At 61.8% G+C, this 16,071-nt stretch carries 12 protein-coding genes; 5 read left to right on the top strand and 7 right to left on the bottom strand.

The window, feature by feature from the left end; genetic code table 11:
- Positions 1-13 precede the first annotated feature (13 nt).
- Positions 14-961: an SDR family oxidoreductase gene (locus L1K66_RS01475; RefSeq protein ID WP_252259306.1), complete on the top strand. Its 948-nt coding sequence runs from the start codon at positions 14-16 to the stop codon at positions 959-961.
- Between the two features lie 120 nt (positions 962-1,081).
- Here the strand turns inward: L1K66_RS01475 and L1K66_RS01470 are convergent, their stop codons facing one another.
- From L1K66_RS01470 to L1K66_RS01455, 4 genes are all read right to left on the bottom strand, one after another.
- A complete protein-coding gene (locus L1K66_RS01470) occupies positions 1,082-4,207 on the bottom strand; it encodes a CHAT domain-containing protein (RefSeq protein WP_252259305.1) in 3,126 nt (1,041 codons plus the stop codon).
- A 103-nt stretch (positions 4,208-4,310) separates the two neighbouring features.
- Positions 4,311-5,543, bottom strand: coding sequence for an aromatic ring-hydroxylating oxygenase subunit alpha (locus L1K66_RS01465; RefSeq protein ID WP_252259304.1), 1,233 nt, complete (start codon positions 5,541-5,543; stop codon positions 4,311-4,313).
- Between the two features lie 165 nt (positions 5,544-5,708).
- Positions 5,709-8,171, bottom strand: coding sequence for a TonB-dependent receptor (locus L1K66_RS01460; protein WP_252259303.1), 2,463 nt, complete (start codon positions 8,169-8,171; stop codon positions 5,709-5,711).
- Between the two features lie 235 nt (positions 8,172-8,406).
- Positions 8,407-9,696 carry an aromatic ring-hydroxylating oxygenase subunit alpha gene (locus L1K66_RS01455; RefSeq protein ID WP_252259302.1) on the bottom strand — a complete coding sequence of 430 codons (1,290 nt, stop codon included), beginning with the start codon at positions 9,694-9,696 and terminating at the stop codon, positions 8,407-8,409.
- 136 nt (positions 9,697-9,832) lie between these two features.
- On the opposite strand from L1K66_RS01455, the gene L1K66_RS01450 reads away from it, so the two are divergent.
- Positions 9,833-10,624, top strand: coding sequence for an SDR family NAD(P)-dependent oxidoreductase (locus L1K66_RS01450; RefSeq protein ID WP_252259301.1), 792 nt, complete (start codon positions 9,833-9,835; stop codon positions 10,622-10,624).
- Positions 10,596-11,918 (top strand): spinster family MFS transporter, encoded by a 1,323-nt coding sequence (locus L1K66_RS01445; protein ID WP_051700407.1) that lies wholly within the window; start codon positions 10,596-10,598, stop codon positions 11,916-11,918. Before L1K66_RS01450 ends, L1K66_RS01445 begins: the two co-directional genes overlap by 29 nt.
- Before the next feature lie 10 nt (positions 11,919-11,928).
- Here the strand turns inward: L1K66_RS01445 and L1K66_RS01440 are convergent, their stop codons facing one another.
- Entirely contained in the window at positions 11,929-12,696 is a 768-nt protein-coding gene (locus L1K66_RS01440; protein ID WP_252259300.1) for an SDR family NAD(P)-dependent oxidoreductase, read from the bottom strand.
- Positions 12,696-13,343 (bottom strand): glutathione S-transferase family protein, encoded by a 648-nt coding sequence (locus tag L1K66_RS01435; protein WP_252259299.1) that lies wholly within the window; start codon positions 13,341-13,343, stop codon positions 12,696-12,698. The genes L1K66_RS01440 and L1K66_RS01435 overlap by 1 nt, the downstream gene beginning before the upstream one ends.
- 149 nt (positions 13,344-13,492) lie before the next feature.
- Here L1K66_RS01435 and L1K66_RS01430 point away from each other — a divergent pair, with 149 nt between their 5' ends.
- The gene (locus L1K66_RS01430; protein ID WP_252259298.1) at positions 13,493-14,227 is read left to right on the top strand and encodes a PH domain-containing protein; all 735 of its coding nucleotides are present in this window, start codon (positions 13,493-13,495) and stop codon (positions 14,225-14,227) included.
- A complete protein-coding gene (locus L1K66_RS01425; protein ID WP_252259297.1) occupies positions 14,224-15,765 on the top strand; it encodes a PH domain-containing protein in 1,542 nt (513 codons plus the stop codon). The genes L1K66_RS01430 and L1K66_RS01425 overlap by 4 nt, the downstream gene beginning before the upstream one ends.
- Here L1K66_RS01425 and L1K66_RS01420 read toward each other — a convergent pair.
- Positions 15,762-16,070 carry a GNAT family N-acetyltransferase gene (locus L1K66_RS01420; RefSeq protein ID WP_252259296.1) on the bottom strand — a complete coding sequence of 103 codons (309 nt, stop codon included), beginning with the start codon at positions 16,068-16,070 and terminating at the stop codon, positions 15,762-15,764. The genes L1K66_RS01425 and L1K66_RS01420 overlap by 4 nt on opposite strands.
- Between the last annotated feature and the right edge of the window lies 1 nt (position 16,071).

Raw genomic sequence — 16,071 nt, 5'->3', positions numbered from 1 at the left:
AGGGAGAGAGAACATGGCACTTATCACGGTGGTCGGCGCATCGGGCAGGCAGGGCATGGCGCAGGTCCGGCAGGCTTTGAAAGCCGGATATGACGTGCGCGCGATTTCGCGTCAGGAAGACCCCTTCGGCGGCGCCAAGATCGACGGGATCGAACGGGTCGAAGTGCGCCCGATGGACCTTTATGATCCGTCCACATTCAAGCCCGCGCTCGAAGGATCGGATTACATTTTTTACACCCATCCCCTGCAGGCCCGCGCCGATCGCGCCGTGTTGATCGGCGATCTCGGCAAGGTCGGGGCGGAGATCGGGGTCAAGCGGCTGGTGTGGAACACCTCCAGCTGGATCCCGGACAAGCCCGGTGACCCCTTCACCTATGGCGAGAACACCAAGGGCATCAACGCGCTGTGGCGTTCGGGTTGCCCCGGCACGGTGTTTGGAAGCGTATTGTTCATGGACAATCTGCTCACCAACTGGGCGCGCCCCTTCATCGTCAACGAAGGGCGCTATGTGTACCCGCACAATCCCAACCTCCAGGCCAACTGGATCAGCCTTGATGACGTGGCGAAATTCATGCTGACCAGCCTCGAACGCCCCGACATGGAAGGCGCATGGCTCAACATCGGCGGGCCGGAGCGGCTGGTGGGCAAGCAGGTGACGCAGTACCTGTCCGAGGCGCTCGACAAGGACATCACCTACGATCCCTGCACACCCGAGGAATTCGGCCGCTATCTGGTCGAAGCCGCCGGCGACACCATGCCGCCTGAAATGCGCGAGGATTTCGCCAAGGGCATTCAGGCGTTCTACGAATACAACAACGAAGCGCCCACGCGCCCCTTCGAGGTCGACATGGACCACGTCTACGAACGCTTCCCCGAACTTGACGGCAAGCTGGAAACGCTGGGCGAATGGACCAAGCGGCAGGATTGGGGCGAAAGCAACTTCCGGCCCGCGTTCGGGTAGTTCGCACTCAAGCCCGTCGCCCCGGACGTGATCCGGGGCGACGGCTTGAGGGATAGCGGCTTTAGCCTCGCTGCTGCCGGAATCGGACCTTCTGGAAACATCCCGGCCTAGGGCGAAGACTTACCGTCCTTCGCCAACGAGCGTGAACGGGGCCCATACCGCTGGATGCGCGGCATCGAGTTCCGGATTCATTCGGATTTCGCGCATGGCCGCCTGCAAGGCTTCGGCGCGGGGTTGCCCCGCTTCAGAACGCTTCAGCGCCTCGACCGTAAGCAACGGGGCAATGTCGTCGAAAACCGGCCAATGGCTTACCAGAAGGCTTTCCGCACCCGCATAGAAGAATGCCTTGGCCAGCCCTGACAGCCCTGTCTCACCCGGCTTGCCCGATGGCGAGGCGGTGTTGCAGGCGGACATGATAATCCACTTCGCCATCCGAAGGTCGAGTTCGAGGACTTCGGAAGCCGCCAGATAGCCATCGTCTTCCAAGCTGGCCGTGTCCGGAGGGGTAAAGACGAGGCCTGGTTCGGCTGTCTCGCCGCTCTCCTCACTGGTGAAGCCATGGGTTGCGAGATGGAGAATCCGGGTGCCGGAGAGGTCTGCCGTGCGAATGGCAGTCTCGGTCATGCGATCCTCCACGAATATCGAATTCTCGGATGCTCCCAGAGCTACCCTCACCTGTTCGAGTTCGCTCCTTGTGCCAGGAAGGGAAGACAGCTTTTTGAGGGCTTCCGGATTCATCAAGGGTATCTGTGACGCACCGCGCAGTTCTCCTACCAGCGAAGCGGCATCGATCGCATCGAGCGTCGCTGAACGGGCACCGCGCAGGCGAGCCTCTCCGTCCAGGCTTGGCGCGCCGAACCCCAAGAAGCCTGCGCCTTCACCTTGTTCACCGGCTGCTCCAAAAGACCGGACGTAGAAAAGGGATTGAACCGAAGGTAACTGCACCATTGCATACCGATCAGCTAGCCATTTGGCGGAGCGCAACACTTCGGAATCATCGCGATTGGCGTCCGGCGACACAGGGGCGGTGAGAAGGGTGCCAAGGGGGAGCCGCGAGAGAGCGCCGCCGGCGACCACATAGATGCGTTTCTTGCCTTCGAGCGCCTCTTCCACCGGCGCGATCAGATCGGCGTATAAATCGTGCGCAAGATCGACATCGAAGACCGGGAGAAATTCGTCACCAGCCTGAATTTCCAGACCTTGGCGAAACTCCTCCACTGTTTCGGTAATTGCCGCCTCGCGCCGGTCCGAACGCCACCAGCCGAAACTGTCGCGCGTCACCACCATCGAATGGGTGCCTCGCCGCGTTGGAACCAGCAGCATGATGGCCTCGTCAGGCTCCAGTATTTCTTGCATCTCCGAAGGGCTCTTGCGACCTTCAGTGATGATCGAGAAATATTGCGGCGCTTCCTCCCTCAGGCGGTTTTCCAACTGGCCCAATCGCTCCTCTATCGCCTTGATGCGATCATTGAGCGATTGACGGGCCGTGGAAGCGATTCCAGCCCCTGACAGGTTGTAGGCTCTTGCGTCAGTGAGCCGTGTCCATTCCTCGATCAGCGCTTGACGCTCCTCGACTACGTCTTGCACGCCAGCCGAAACAGCAAAGCGTGAGGCTGCAGCCCGCGCCAACGCCTTCGAGGTCGATCCCGTGCTCGCGCCTTGAAGCGTGCCGAACATCAGGCGCATTCCAGCGGGGCTCATCTCACTATAAGTCAGGCCAAGGTTGCCGGATCGCTGTGCTGCCTTGGTGTTCCAAAAACTGTCGGCGTAAGCCTTTTCAGCGTCTTGAAGTGCATTGCTCTCGGCTTCGCGCTGATACGCTTCAGATTGGGAGCTGCCGTATCTATAGCCCAGACGTGACCGATAACTCTGAACAACGGAGATAGCCGCCCTTGAAGTATCAAGGGATGTCTCAAACGTGGAATCATCCATTTCGAGCAAGAGCTCAACATATTCCAATCTTCGAGCGAGGGTTTCAGGATGATCCCCGCCAAGAGCGTCCGCATAAGCGTCGCGGGCTTTGGAGATGAGCTCCTTGGCCTCCTCCAGCCGACCGGTCTTGAAGAGGACCGTGCCGTAATCGCCCTGAACGCGCCGGGTCAGATCGTTCTCTTCGCCCTTGGTCTCCAGCAGGTGCGGATAGAGCGCGTCGAAAATAATCGCGCTCTCTTCATATCGTTTCAGATCGGCAAGGATGCTGCCTTTGTCCGAAAGGCTCCGCAGCGTCGCCGGATGGTAGTTTCCAAAGGCGTCAGCCTGCATCCGCAGCGCTTCCTCAGTCAACGCCAGCGCCTCCTCGTGCTGGCCCAGCGCGCGCAGGTCAGCGGCGAGGTGGTTGAGACTTTCAAGCGTCTGCTCGGCGTCCGGGCCCAACACTTCGCGGCGCGCTTCAAGAACCTGGCGGTCAACCTCTGCCGCCGCCTCGTATCGCCGCAAGCCGCGCAGCGAATGGGCATAATGGCTGAGACTGCGCAGCGTATCGGGATGGCGTTCGCCGAGTATCGTCTGCCGCTGGCGAAGCACTTCCTGCGTGATCTCGAGCGCCTCGTTGACGCGTCCGAGCCGGCTCAGGGTGAAAGCGTATTCTGCGCTTGCTGCCAGCGTTTCAGGATGCGTTTCGCCCCGCACTTCGCGGTTCAGTCGCATCGCTTCGCGAAACAGGCGCCTGGCTTCGCTCAGGCGTCCCCCGTCGGCAATGTTTGCGGCGCGTTTATAGAGGAAATCGATCGCTTCGACGTCGCGGCGGCCCGGATAGTCTTGCTCCAGCCGTTTCATCTCATCAATCAAGGGGCGAAATTCGCTCTCGTTCAAGAAGACGCCGTACTCCACCTTATCCAGCAGTGCGCGCGCTTCCTCCTCGAGGCTCTGATAATAATTGGCAGCGATCAGATGAACAATGGCACTGTCAGCACCGAAGGCGGCTTGCGCGCCTGAGAGCGCGTAGCTGAACACTTCGAGGCCATCGCTCTTGGCACCGATGTCAAACAACTCGATTGCGCGGGCGTTGAGTCTCAGGAGCCGCTGAATTGCGTCCCGGGAAGCGTTCGAAGTGTTATCATTCTCGGCGCGCGCGGCCGTGGATTGACCGGAGTTTTGAGTTTGGGCATTGGCCTGCAACCCAAGGCTCACAACAAGGCCGATAGCTGCGCAAACAACAGCGCGTTTTCGAAATATCATCGTCTCAGCTGTAACCCGAACCCCGAAAGTGAGAGCCGAATGAATGCACGCGCTGTGCCGATAGCGCAACCTTAGCGCTTGCGTGGCTCAGTCAGCTTGCCCTCCACAATTGATCATTCAGACCAAGACCCTGCAATCCCGAAAGCGGGCGTTCGGCAAGCGGCCCAAACCTCTACTCCGCCGCCTGACGCTGCTCGGCAGCGAAGATTTCCAGCAGTTCCTCGTCGCTCGCATTGGTCAGCTTGGCGGCCCATTGGTGAAATACCTGTCCGCCGCGCTCGTTGCGGCCGAACAGCACTTCCTTCATCAGCCCTGATTGCAGCGCCTCGTGCTGGCGCTTGCCCGTCTTGTAGTCCTCGTCGCGCACCACGATTTCGAGGAAGTCGAACTGTTCGTGCGCCGATTTGACGTCGGCTTCGGTTTCGGGCCGGTTTTCCATGACATAGAACTGCGTGGTGTAGCTTTCGCCCACGGTTTCGCCGGGGAACAGCTGGGAAATCATCGCCCCGCGCTGCCCGCCGCCATAGAAGCTGGCGATCGAGATATGCGGGAAGATCGTCCACACGCCCTGCACCAGCACTTCCTGCGGCAGCTCGTCATCCGACAGCACCTCAAGGTCCATCTGCTGATCATCGTCGCCTGAAACCTTGATCGCGAATTTTGACGGGGTCGAAAGCCGCTGATGCGGGCCGAACGCGAAATAGTTGGCGCGGTTGTAGAAATCTGCGCCGAAAGTGTCCTTGTGCAGCACCGGCAGGTGGTAGAAATCGAGATAGCCGTCGTAAGCCGTCTTCCAGTTCGGCCCCGGCAGCGTCCGCTGCGCGAACAAAGTCCAGCCTTCGAATTCGAACGCCTTGAGCAGTTCGTCATAGCCGCAAAGGTAATCCGCGATCGGCAGCTTGCTGTCGGGATCGAGCGTCGCCCAGATCAGCCCGGCGCTTTCGTAAACGGGGAAGCGTTTGAGGCACAGTGCAGCCTTGTCGACCGCGCCGAAATCCTTGGGGCTGGCAACGCCCACCAGATCGCCGTCGTTCTTGAACGTCCAGCCGTGATAGCCGCAGGTGAAGCGCGTGCCCTTGCCGGTGCCGTTGGGAACCACCGGGTTGCCGCGGTGCGTGCACATGTTGAGGAACGCGCCCACGCTGCCGTCGCGTTGGCGGGTCAGCAGCAGCGGCACGCCGCAAATGTCCATCGCCTTGTAATCGCCCGGCTCGGGCAATTCGCACGAAGGGGCCACCATCAGCGGCAGGCGGCGGAAGATGTTGCGCTTTTCCTTCTCGAACAGAACGGGGTCGGTGTAGCTGCTTGCCGGAATGCGCACGATCTCGTCGGCATATTCCATCGTGTCCGCCGCCCCGTGCGCGACAAGGTTGCGGGTCATCGAAATGAGTTCTTCGCGCGACATGTGTCCGTCCTCCCAATTTGGCTGACAGGATGCGCTGTCATGATCGCTTGCCGCAATGCGTGTTTTTATGAGGCGCGCACGCCGCGGACGATCAAACGAAAACGGGCGGACCTTTCGGCCCGCCCGCTCGGCCCCCACGAGGAACATGGGGGAGTGGAGAAGCGATCAGAAGCGGAAGCTCGCCTCCACGAAGACCTGACGGCCACGGTTCTGCGTCAGCACGAGGTCGTCGCCAGCCGGAAGGCCGAGAGCGTTGCCAGCCGGGGCAAGGAACGGACGACCACCCGAAGTGATGACGAAGATTTCGTCGGTCAGGTTGGTCGCGATCAGCGAAAGCCGCCAATTGCCGTCCGGATGACCGATCGCCGCGGTCGCATCGAGCGTCCAGAAGCTGGGCTGCACGAAGTCGTTCAGCGTGGCTTCGTCGGTGATGTAGCCGTCGTTATAGGCGGCGTTGCCCGAGAACAGGAATTCCAGGCTGTCGTTGATCGGCACCGTCCAGTCGGCGGCGATATTGCCCGACCATTCCGGCGACTGGCTGGCGCGGCGACCGTTAAGGTCGATCGTGCCACCCGCGCCGCCCGGCTGCAGGAAGGTGTCGGTATACTGCGCGTCGAGATAGGCGAGGTTGGCAGAGATATTGAGACCTTCCACCGGGGTGCGCCATGCAAATTCCAGATCGACACCCTTGGTCGTCAGCTCGCCCGCGTTGCTGGTGACGAACTGGATGGTGGTGGCGTTGAAGTTCTGCACCTGCAGATCGGTGAAGACGTAGTAGTACGCCGTCATGTTCAGCGTGATGTTGCGATCATCGAACTGCGACTTGAAGCCGATTTCACCGCCGATCGCCTCTTCGGAGTCGAAGATCAGCGATCCGAAGTCACCCGACAGCGCCGCGACGCTGAGGCTGTTGGACGGCAGTGCCGAGTTGTCGATGCCACCCGACTTGAAGCCGGTCTTGAACGAGGCGAAGACGTTGATGTCGTCAGCCGCCTGATACCGCAGGGTGACTTCGGGCGAGAAATTGTCGTCCTGGAAGTTGATCGGGCCCGAGAAGAAGCCCGGCGACACGAATGCCGGGCCCTGCAGGAAGGTGTGCAGGTAAGGCACTTCGATGAAGGACACCTTGGTTTCGTCAGTCCAGCGGATGCCGCCAGAAAGCTCGAGCCGGTCGGTCAGGTCGATGATGGTCGACCCGAAGAACGACAGCGCTTCGGTCTTGGTGGTCTGGATCTTGTCCCAGTCATAGGTGAAGCCGGTAACCGGGTCCGCGCCCAGGAACGAGATGTTGACGCCCTGCTGCGCGGTGTCGAACACGATGGTGCGGTCTTCGTAGAAGGCGCCGATCATGAAGTTGAACGGGCCGTCGAAATCCGAAGTCAGACGCAGCTCCTGGCTGTATTGCTCCAGCGCGTTGATCGGGTCCGAACAACCCGCACCGCCGGGGACGCCGCCGGGGAACACGCCGACATAGGAATAACAATCGAAATCGACCGCTTCCATATCGAGAATGCCGCTGGTTGAAGTCAGCGTCAGCGTGTCCGAAAGATCGAGGTTCCACAGGAGGCGTGCAAACCAGATTTCGGTTTCGCCAAAGGGAACGCCGTTGCGTCCGGCCGCTTCCGACGGGGTCGGTACGCCCGGTGCAAGCTGCGGCGCTGCATCAGGGATGAAATAGCGCTGATCGGTGACGTTACAGTCGTGCCCGCCGGGGATCACCAGACCCCCGCTGAGCAGGAAGACCGGATCGGGGAGGCCATTGGGGCCGCAGCCGATTTCGGCGGTGCCGATTGCGCCGTCATTCTCGTTCTTGGTGTATTGCACCTTGAGGTTCGCATCGAACCGGTCGGACGGGTCCCACTGCAGCGTACCGCGCACGATCAGGTCCGTGAGACCACGTTCCTGATTGACGGCGGGAGTGCCATCCTGAAGGATCTGGAATTCGTCGATATCGTTCCACTGCGCTGCCAGACGCACGCCCAGCGTGTCGCTGATCGGGCCGGAAACGTAGCCGCTGAGCAGGTAGCCCTTTTCCTCGAATTCATACGATGCCCGGCCGCCGACTTCCCAGTTGGGGGTCGGGTTGGCCGAACGGATCGCAAACACGCCGGCGGTGGCCGATTTACCGAAGAACAGCGATTGCGGGCCTTTCAGCACGTCGATCTGTTCGGTGTCGAAGAACCCGGCCTGCACCAGGCGCATGGTCGAAACCTGAATGCCGTCGAAGTCGAAGGCGACCGCCGAATCGAACGAGGCCGAGATGTTAGAGGAGCCGACGCCGCGCAGGCTGAGCTGGCCGCCCGAACCCGAACCGCCGACCTGAACGTTCAGCGTGGGAACGCGGCTGGTCACATCCGCGACATTGTCGACGCTGAATTTGTCCAGCACATCGCCGCCGATCGCGGTGACGGTGACGGGCACTTCCTGCAGGCTTTCGTTCTGGCGACGGGCCTGCACCACGATCACCCGCTCGCCAAATTCGTTACCGTCCTCCGCGGTTTCATTGTCCTGCGCCATCGCGGTTTGCGGCACGGCGGCAAATGCAGCCATCGCGGCCCCGCTCAAAAGCGCGCGCCGCAAACCTGTGGCGCCGAATTTGGAGGCAATCCGGGTGTTATATGTGGTCATATGCTCTCTCCCTTGACGGCGCAGAAGCATCGCCCCGGCGCCCAGTTCCCCAGTCCCTGTGCCGTTTCTCCCCACGGCTATCAGTAGGCCTGAGACTGTATGGAGAGGGGTTTCGCCGCTCATCTAGCAAAAGGGATAGTAAGCCTCGCAAAGTGCGCCAATTTTGCCACTATGTCCGGCAAATCCTGTTTTCCGTAGCGTCATTTTACGTAAGCGGAAAGACTAGCGAGCGGGTTCACACCCCGGTTGCCATTTCCTCGACGCGCGGATCGTTCGGCCAGACCCATTCCTTTCCGATCACCGGTTCGACGCGCAAATCCGCCGGCACGTTGTCGATTCCGATCATCCGGTCGAGCGTCTGGTGGAACGAATAGATGCGCGCTTCCTGATAGGACAAAGGCACGCTCTTGAACGCGGCGCTTTGCATCGAATGCTGGATCGCTTCCCCGAATTGCGTGTCTTCAAGGATGATCGGGCTCATCTGCCTGCCGTTCGGCTGGCTTTCGTCAGGAACGGTCCAAAGATCGGGCGCAGGTGCATCGCCCCAGTCGAGTGCCATTGTCACCAGTTCCAGCCGGGTCGTGCCAAGCGAAGTCGGCCAGAACACCAGCGGTGGGACGAAGTAATTGGACAGCGGCGAAACCCAGTTGGGAAACAGCGTGTAGCTTTGCGTGCAGGTGCGGCCAAGTTCGCCCACGGTCTCGATCTGCTGCCATCCGGGCGGGCTGTCGATCGCGCGGACATGCTCGCGATCGGTCTGGCGCGGGGCGGGGGCCAGCATGCGGGCGTGGCCATTGGGATAGATGGTGTTGAGGTTGCGCTTGCTGTCCACCAAAGGGGCGACCGTGTCGGGATGGATGAATGGCACATGGTAGACTTCCATGTTGGCCTCCATCGCGACTTTCCAGTTGCATTTGAGCTCGAACGAATGGCGTGCCGCCAGCCGCACGCGGTCAAACGCGAATTCGTCCCACTCGTTCATCAGCGGACCGAGCCATTCGGTCAGCGGCATGGCTTCGTCGTCGAAATTGACGAAGATGACATTGCCCAGCATTTCGCACCGCACCGGGATCAGCCCGCGACAGCTGAGGTCGAAGTCGGCCGGGAAATCCTGCCGCTCGGGCACGCCCACCAGGCTGCCGTCGGTCTTGTAGGTCCAGTTGTGATAGCCGCACATCAGGCGCGAGGACTTGCCCCGATCCTGTGTCACCACCGGCGCGCCGCGATGGCGGCAGGTGTTGTAGAAGGCGCGGACCACTCCATCCATGCCATGCACGATGACGATGGGATCGCCGGCATTGTGCCAGCGCATGTAGCAACCCGGCTCGGGAATTTCGTCGATATGACCTGCGAACAACCAGCTCTTGCGAAAGATATGCTGCTGTTCGAGCGCGAAATATTCCTCGCTGGTGTAGCGCGCGGCGGGCATGTCGGGGAGCTTGGGAAATCCCTTTGGCGGAGCCGTGCGGCGGCCTTCCCATTCCATTAGCGCCTTGAGGCGCGCGACTTCGGCATCATCCAGCATCCAACCTCTCCCGAATGTCAGGATAGGCCTGCCTTGGCGCGGCGCACCTCACATTTTTCCCATCGCTTTAAGTAGTGGTGCGAAGCGCAGCGCCTCTTACTCTCCCATGAAAACACAACGCTTTTGGGAGAGGGCGATGAACGACAACAAGAAGGGACGGCTGGCAGGGAGGATTGCGCTGGTCACCGGCGGAGCGATGGGGCTGGGCAAGGCCGATTGCGAAAGGCTTGCCGCCGAAGGTGCCAGCGTCATCGTCACCGATCGCGAGGTGGAGCTGGCGCATCAGGTGGCCGATTCGATCAACGGGGACGCGATGGCGCTCGACGTCACCAGCGAAGAGCAATGGCAGGAAGTCATGACTGCCGTTTCCGAACGCCACGGCGGGCTCGACATTCTCGTCAACAATGCGGGCAATGTGATCTTCGAAAATGTCGAGGAATGCTCGCTTGCGAATTTCAAGCTGCATCTCGACATTCACGTGGTCGGCACCTTCCTCGGCTGCAAATACTCGCTGCCGCTGATGAAGCACCGCCACAAGGTGAATGGCGGTGGCGGATCGTCGATCATAAACATGGCCTCCACCGCGGCGCTGATGGGCTATGGCAACATCCCGGCCTACACCGCGGCAAAGGGCGGCATTTCGTCGATGACGCGCAGCATCGCGACCTATTGCCAGGACGAAGGCTTTGGCATCCGTTGCAACGCGCTGGCGCCGGGCGGGATCGAAACCCCGATGGTGATGGGCGTGTCGGGCCGTGCGGGTGAACAGCCGATGGAAATCCCCGCAGGTCCGCTGCCAGCCGATGCGCTGGGCCATCCCAATGATGTGGCGGGCTGCGTCGCTTTCCTTGCTTCGGATGACGCGCGGTTCCTCAACGGCCTGACGATCCCGGTGGACAATGGCCTCGACGCCCGCCCCCACCACTGAGGCATCGCCCGACCCGGCTGACGCGCCCGAAGGCTCCTATCGCTGGTACGTGCTGGCGCTGCTGACGCTCACCAGCATGTTCTCCGTCGCGGACCGGCTGGTGTTCGGCATTCTGGTCGAGGACATAAAGGCGGAATTCGGGCTTTCCGATTTCGAGCTAGGCTTGCTTGGCGGGGCGGCCTTTTCGCTGGTCTATGTCATCGCCGGGTTCCCTGCCGCGCGGCTGGCCGATCGTTCGGTGCGCAAGAATATCGTCGCCGCCGCGATCAGTTTCTGGAGCGTGATGACCGCGATGTGCGGGCTGGCCATCGGGTTCTGGACCCTGTTCCTTGCCCGGGTCGGCGTGGGCGTGGGGGAGGGGTGCTCAGGCCCGGCTTCGCAAAGCCTTGTCGCCGATTTCTTCCGCCGGGGTGAGCTTGCCAAGGCGATGGGTTTCCTCACCATCGGGGCCAGCATGGGCACCGCTGGCGGGCTGGTGGTCGGCGGACAGCTCGCCGAGATGTTCGGCTGGCGCTACGCCTTCGTGCTGATGGGCCTGCCCGGTGTGCTGATCGGGCTGCTGCTCTACCTGACCGTGCGCGAGCCCCGGCGCGGACGCTATGCCGCCGAAGGCGCACGGATCGAGCAACAGGGGCTGCGCGAAACCGTCACGCAATTGCTCGGCAACCGGGTGTTCATGGGCCTTTCGGCCGGCTGGGCGCTGCAATTGCTGATCGGTTACGGCCTTGCCTTCTGGATGGCGGCGGTGATGCTGCGCCAGTTCGACATCTCGACCGGAAACGTCGGCTTGTACCTCGGCCTTGCATTCTTCATCGGCGGCATTCCGGGGCCGATCCTTGGCGGATACGTCACCCAATGGCTGACCAACCGACACGAACACTGGCGCGCACTGGTTCCGGGCCTGTCGAGCCTGTTGTGCGTCGCCCCGCTTGCGCTCAGCCTCACCTCGGACGCCTTCTGGCCCTTTCTAGGCTGGTTCGCGCTGGCTTATGCCATCTATGTCGCCAGTCAGGCGGGCATCCTTTCAGGCATTCAGGCCGCAGTAGAGCCCTCGCAGCGCGGATTTGCGGTGGCGACCGCGCTGTTCATGAACAACCTTGTCGGGCAGGCTCTGGGCCTCGCCGTGATCGGCTGGGTCAGCGACTGGCTTGCCCCCACGCAAGGGGCCTATTCGCTCAGCATCGCGGTGTTCGGAGTGTGCCTTGTCGCGGGGATCGTATCCATGGCGGTGTTCGCATGGACAGCGGCGCAGATGGGGCCGAGCGGTTATCTCGAAAGGATGCGGGAGGCATAAAGGGGAAGGGTCAGAACCCCGGATGCACCGCCATCATCGCGCCGTCGACCAGCATTTCCGCGCCTGTCATGTACGGGCATTCATCGCTCGCGAGAAAGGCGATAGCGGCAGCGGTTTCCGTCGGATCGGCGAGGCGTTTCAATGGAGAAGTCTGCGCCACTGCATCTTTCAGCCCGGGCATAAGGTTTTCTGCCTGAGCAAGGATATCGGTGTCGGTCGTGCCGGGGATCACGGTGTTGCAGCGGATGTTGTAGCCCTTTTGCGCGCAATGCACCGCGATTGACTTTGACAACACCCGCACCGCTCCCTTGCTCGAACAATAGGCGACATCGGTCGGCAAGGCGGCAATCGCCGAGGTTGAGGCGATGTTGACGATCGCGCCCGACGATCCGCCGGGATTGTTTTTCATCGCGGCGATGGCCGCGCGGCACCCGGCCATCGTTCCCTTGATGTTGATGTCGTAAATGCGGTCCCACGCCGCATCGGTGACATCCTCGATCGAAAGCGAGGAGACGGTGCCGGCGTTGTTGACGAGGATGTCGAGCCTGCCCCAACGCTCCACCGCCTGCGCTACGATCTGCGGCCATGTTGCGGTATCAGCCACGTCCTGCACCGCGAAGGTCGCGCCGGTTTCCTCGCACAGGTTAGCGCCCTTTTCGGCGTTGATGTCCGTTCCCAGCACCTCGGCCCCGTCAGCGCGCAGGCGCCGCAAGGTAGCCGCGCCGATGCCGCTGGCGCAGCCGGTGACGATGGCGATTTTCCCCGAAAGGTCGGGCATTATTCCGCCTGCTGCCAGATCGCCGCACAGGGCCGCTTGTTGTGGGTTTCGACAAAGCGGGTGAGGTTGTTCGCGCCTTCGGGGATTTTCCAGCCCACGGTGAAGCCGAAATTGGCGAAGGCGAAAATCAGCAGGTCGGCAAAGGTAAAGCGGCCCAGCGCGATGTGGTTGCTTGCCCCCAACACGCTGTCGAAATAGCGCCACTTCTCATCCGACATTGCCGAAAGCTCGGCTCCCGCCTCGGGCGAAACCACGCTCATGCGCGGTTCGAACATCGGACGGCCAGCGCCCGCACGGAAACCCATGGTCATCGGCACGACGACTTCTTGATCGAACAGCCGCGCCCATTTGCGCACCTCGGCGCGCTCCTTAGGAGTCTCTCCGAACAGGTTGGGAGAAGGGTGCATTTCCTCGATGAATTCGCAGATCGGCCAGCTTTCGGTGAGGCAGGTGCCATCGTCGAGCTCCAGCGTGGGGATCGTGCCGAGCGGGTTCTTCGCCATATATTCGGCGTTCTGGCGGTTTTCGCCGGTGATGATGTCGTAATGGACCCGTTCGAAGTCGCGCCCTTCCTCCAGCCCCTTTTCGACCATGAACATGCGCACCAGGCGCGGATTGGGACCGAGGCTCGAATGCAGGATCGTCATCTGTTTCTCCTTCGCGTTGCGGCGATTGTTTGCACCCTATTCGCGTGAAGGCGGCAAGTCGCCCTCGCAAATGCGATAGGCCAGCCGGTCTGCTCCAGATCCTCAATTTGCCCCTTGCACCGCAGCGCCGGGGCCAGCATCTAGATCACATGAGCGGAAACGATCAGGACGATCCTCAAAAGGATTCAGCCGGAGGCAATGGCGAAAGCAGCCGCGCGCGCCAGCTGTTCGGTCACAAGAGCGGCGCGAGCCCGTGGGAAAAGCCGGAGGCCGGATCGCCGGCCGCACCTGCTACCGCTGCTGTCCAACCTGCACCGACCGCTTCGGCACCCTATCCGCGCGATGCGCAATACACGCCCCGCACTCCGATTGCGGATGCCCCGCCACCGGTAATCCCTGCCGGTGTCGACGATGACGGCGAGCTGACGAAGCTGCACCCCAATTACCGGCTCGTCATGCGGATCGGAGCGATCTTCGCCGGGCTGGCGATTACTGTCGCAGCGATCATTGCCGAAGCGGCGCTGCGGGACAATTTCGATCTGCCCACCGGCATCATCATGCTTCCCGCAGTTGCCGTTGCGCTGTTTCTTGTCATCCGGATACCCAACGCTCGCTTCAACGCTCGCGGATACCAGATCAGCCGCGATCGCCTGCGGGTGGTGCGCGGTGTCATGTGGCACAGCGACACCGTGGTGCCGTTCAGCCGGGTGCAGCACATCGATGTCGATCAGGGCCCGATCGAACGTGCTCTCGATATCGCGACGATGACCTTGCACACAGCGGGCAGCCACAATGCATCGGTCAGTCTGCCGGGTCTGGGGCATGAACTGGCGGTGCAGATGCGCGAGGAAATCCGCGCGCACATCAAACGGGAAACCCTGTGAACGAAGGCCCGCAACCGGAAGGCCAGAACACCGATCCGCGCACGATTCTGGTGGGGGTGCTGTCGTCCGCACAAAGTGCAGTCATTCCCGCCGCCTTCGTCATGTTCGGCAGCGGGGGATTGGGGCTGGTGGTGGCCTTGCCGGTGTTCGCCGGGATCATCGCTGTCGGCACGCTGTTCAGCTACATCGGCTGGAAGCGGCTGACCTACACCATCGGCACGCAGGACATTCGCGTCGAAAGCGGCGTGATCAGCCGTTCGGCCCGTTCGGTTCCGTATGAGCGCATCCAGGACGTCAGCCTAGAACAGAAACTGCTGCCGCGCCTGCTGGGCCTTGTATCGGTCAAGTTCGAAACCGGGGCGGGCGGGGGCGAGGATCTGTCGCTGTCCTATCTGACCGAGGAACGCGGCGAGGAATTGCGCCAACTGGTGCGCGAAATGCGCGAAGAGGACGCGTCCTCACCCGACAGGCAGCAGGGCGAGGCGGCGGCCAAGCCAGCTGTCGAAACCGCCGACGCGCTGTTCACCATGGGACCGCAGCGGCTGCTCACATTCGGCCTGTTCGAATTTTCACTGGCGGTGTTCGCCGTGCTTGCCGGCTTGCTGCAATATGCCGACAGCTTCATCGATTTCGAAATCTGGGATCTGGATGTCTGGCGCGGATGGGTTGACCGCTACGGCATTGATTTCGCCGCGCTGGATGCAAGCCTGCAGTTGCTTGGCGCGATTGCCGGGCTGGCCGGCCTGCTGGTGATCGGATCGCTTACCGGTATGGTGCGCGTCTTTGCCCGTGAATGGGGCTTCCTGCTGGAACGCACGCCGCGCGGTTTCCGGCGGCGGCGCGGATTGTTCACCCGCACCGATGTCGTCATGCCCGCGCACCGGGTGCAGGGGGTGAAAATCGACACCGGCTTTATCCGCTATCGTTTCGGCTGGCACGGGTTGAGCTTCATCAGCTTGGCGCAGGACATGGGCGCATCAAACCACGTTGTCGCGCCGTTCGCCCGGATGGACGAGATCGAGCCGATCGTCGATGCCGCCGGGTTCCATCTGCCTGCCCCCGACATCGAATGGCATCGCGCCAGCAATCGCTATCTGGTCGATTCGTCCTTTGGCGATGCGTTCTTCTTCCTGATCGGGGCAGCGGCAGCTTTCGTCTCGACGACGATTTATGCGCCTGAATGGACCGCGCTGGCGACCGGGATACCTCTGGTGCTGGCGGGGCTTGCCGCGATAGCCAACGCCTTGTCGTGGAGCCGCCAACGCCACGCGCTCGATGCGACGCAGATCATGGCGATGAAGGGCGTTTTGTCCCCGCGCAGCCAGATCGCGACCCGGCTGAAGCTGCATTCGGTCGAAATTTCGCAAGGCCCGGTTGCGCGGCTGCGCGGCTATGCGACGCTGCATCTGGGGCAGGCGGTGGGAGAATTTTCCATCCCCGGCGTCCCGATTGAACGGGCCCGCGAAGTGCGGCGCAAGGTGCTTGAAACTATCGCGGCGACCGATTTTTCCCGCCTTGAAAGCCAGCAGGCGACCTAGGCCCGAAGATCGGCCCAGTCAGGGTTCGCGTCGAACTTCTTTTCGACATACCAGCATTGCGGGACGATCCGGAAACCCTCTTCGCGCGCATCGGCGATCAGGGCATCGACCAGCAGGCCCGCAATTCCGCGACCGCCGATGGATTTCGGCACGACCGTGTGCGTTGCAACCCGCACATCATCCGATCCGCCCGGCTCCCATTCGAGGTAGCCGGTCGCGCTCTCGCCGGCGATTTCGGCTATATACTTGCCGCCCTTGCCATGCGGGTGATGGGTGATCGTCACAGATGTTTCGGTGTCGCTCATG

Origin of the sequence: Erythrobacter aurantius (assembly GCF_023823125.1) — a bacterium.
GTDB classification, from domain to species: Bacteria; Pseudomonadota; Alphaproteobacteria; order Sphingomonadales; family Sphingomonadaceae; genus Erythrobacter; species Erythrobacter aurantius.
The sequence above is the reverse complement of the archived record's forward strand: the minus strand, read 5'-3'. Positions and strand labels throughout refer to the sequence as shown.

Coding starts and splice junctions, on each gene's coding strand:
- L1K66_RS01445 (WP_051700407.1), top strand. CDS start 10,596: ATGGCCTCGACGCCCGCCCCCACCACTGAGGCATCGCCCGACCCGGCT.
- L1K66_RS01435 (WP_252259299.1), bottom strand. CDS start 13,343: ATGACGATCCTGCATTCGAGCCTCGGTCCCAATCCGCGCCTGGTGCGC.
- L1K66_RS01420 (WP_252259296.1), bottom strand. CDS start 16,070: ATGAGCGACACCGAAACATCTGTGACGATCACCCATCACCCGCATGGC.
- L1K66_RS01455 (WP_252259302.1), bottom strand. CDS start 9,696: ATGCTGGATGATGCCGAAGTCGCGCGCCTCAAGGCGCTAATGGAATGG.
- L1K66_RS01450 (WP_252259301.1), top strand. CDS start 9,833: ATGAACGACAACAAGAAGGGACGGCTGGCAGGGAGGATTGCGCTGGTC.
- L1K66_RS01440 (WP_252259300.1), bottom strand. CDS start 12,696: ATGCCCGACCTTTCGGGGAAAATCGCCATCGTCACCGGCTGCGCCAGC.
- L1K66_RS01430 (WP_252259298.1), top strand. CDS start 13,493: ATGAGCGGAAACGATCAGGACGATCCTCAAAAGGATTCAGCCGGAGGC.
- L1K66_RS01475 (WP_252259306.1), top strand. CDS start 14: ATGGCACTTATCACGGTGGTCGGCGCATCGGGCAGGCAGGGCATGGCG.
- L1K66_RS01465 (WP_252259304.1), bottom strand. CDS start 5,543: ATGTCGCGCGAAGAACTCATTTCGATGACCCGCAACCTTGTCGCGCAC.
- L1K66_RS01460 (WP_252259303.1), bottom strand. CDS start 8,171: ATGACCACATATAACACCCGGATTGCCTCCAAATTCGGCGCCACAGGT.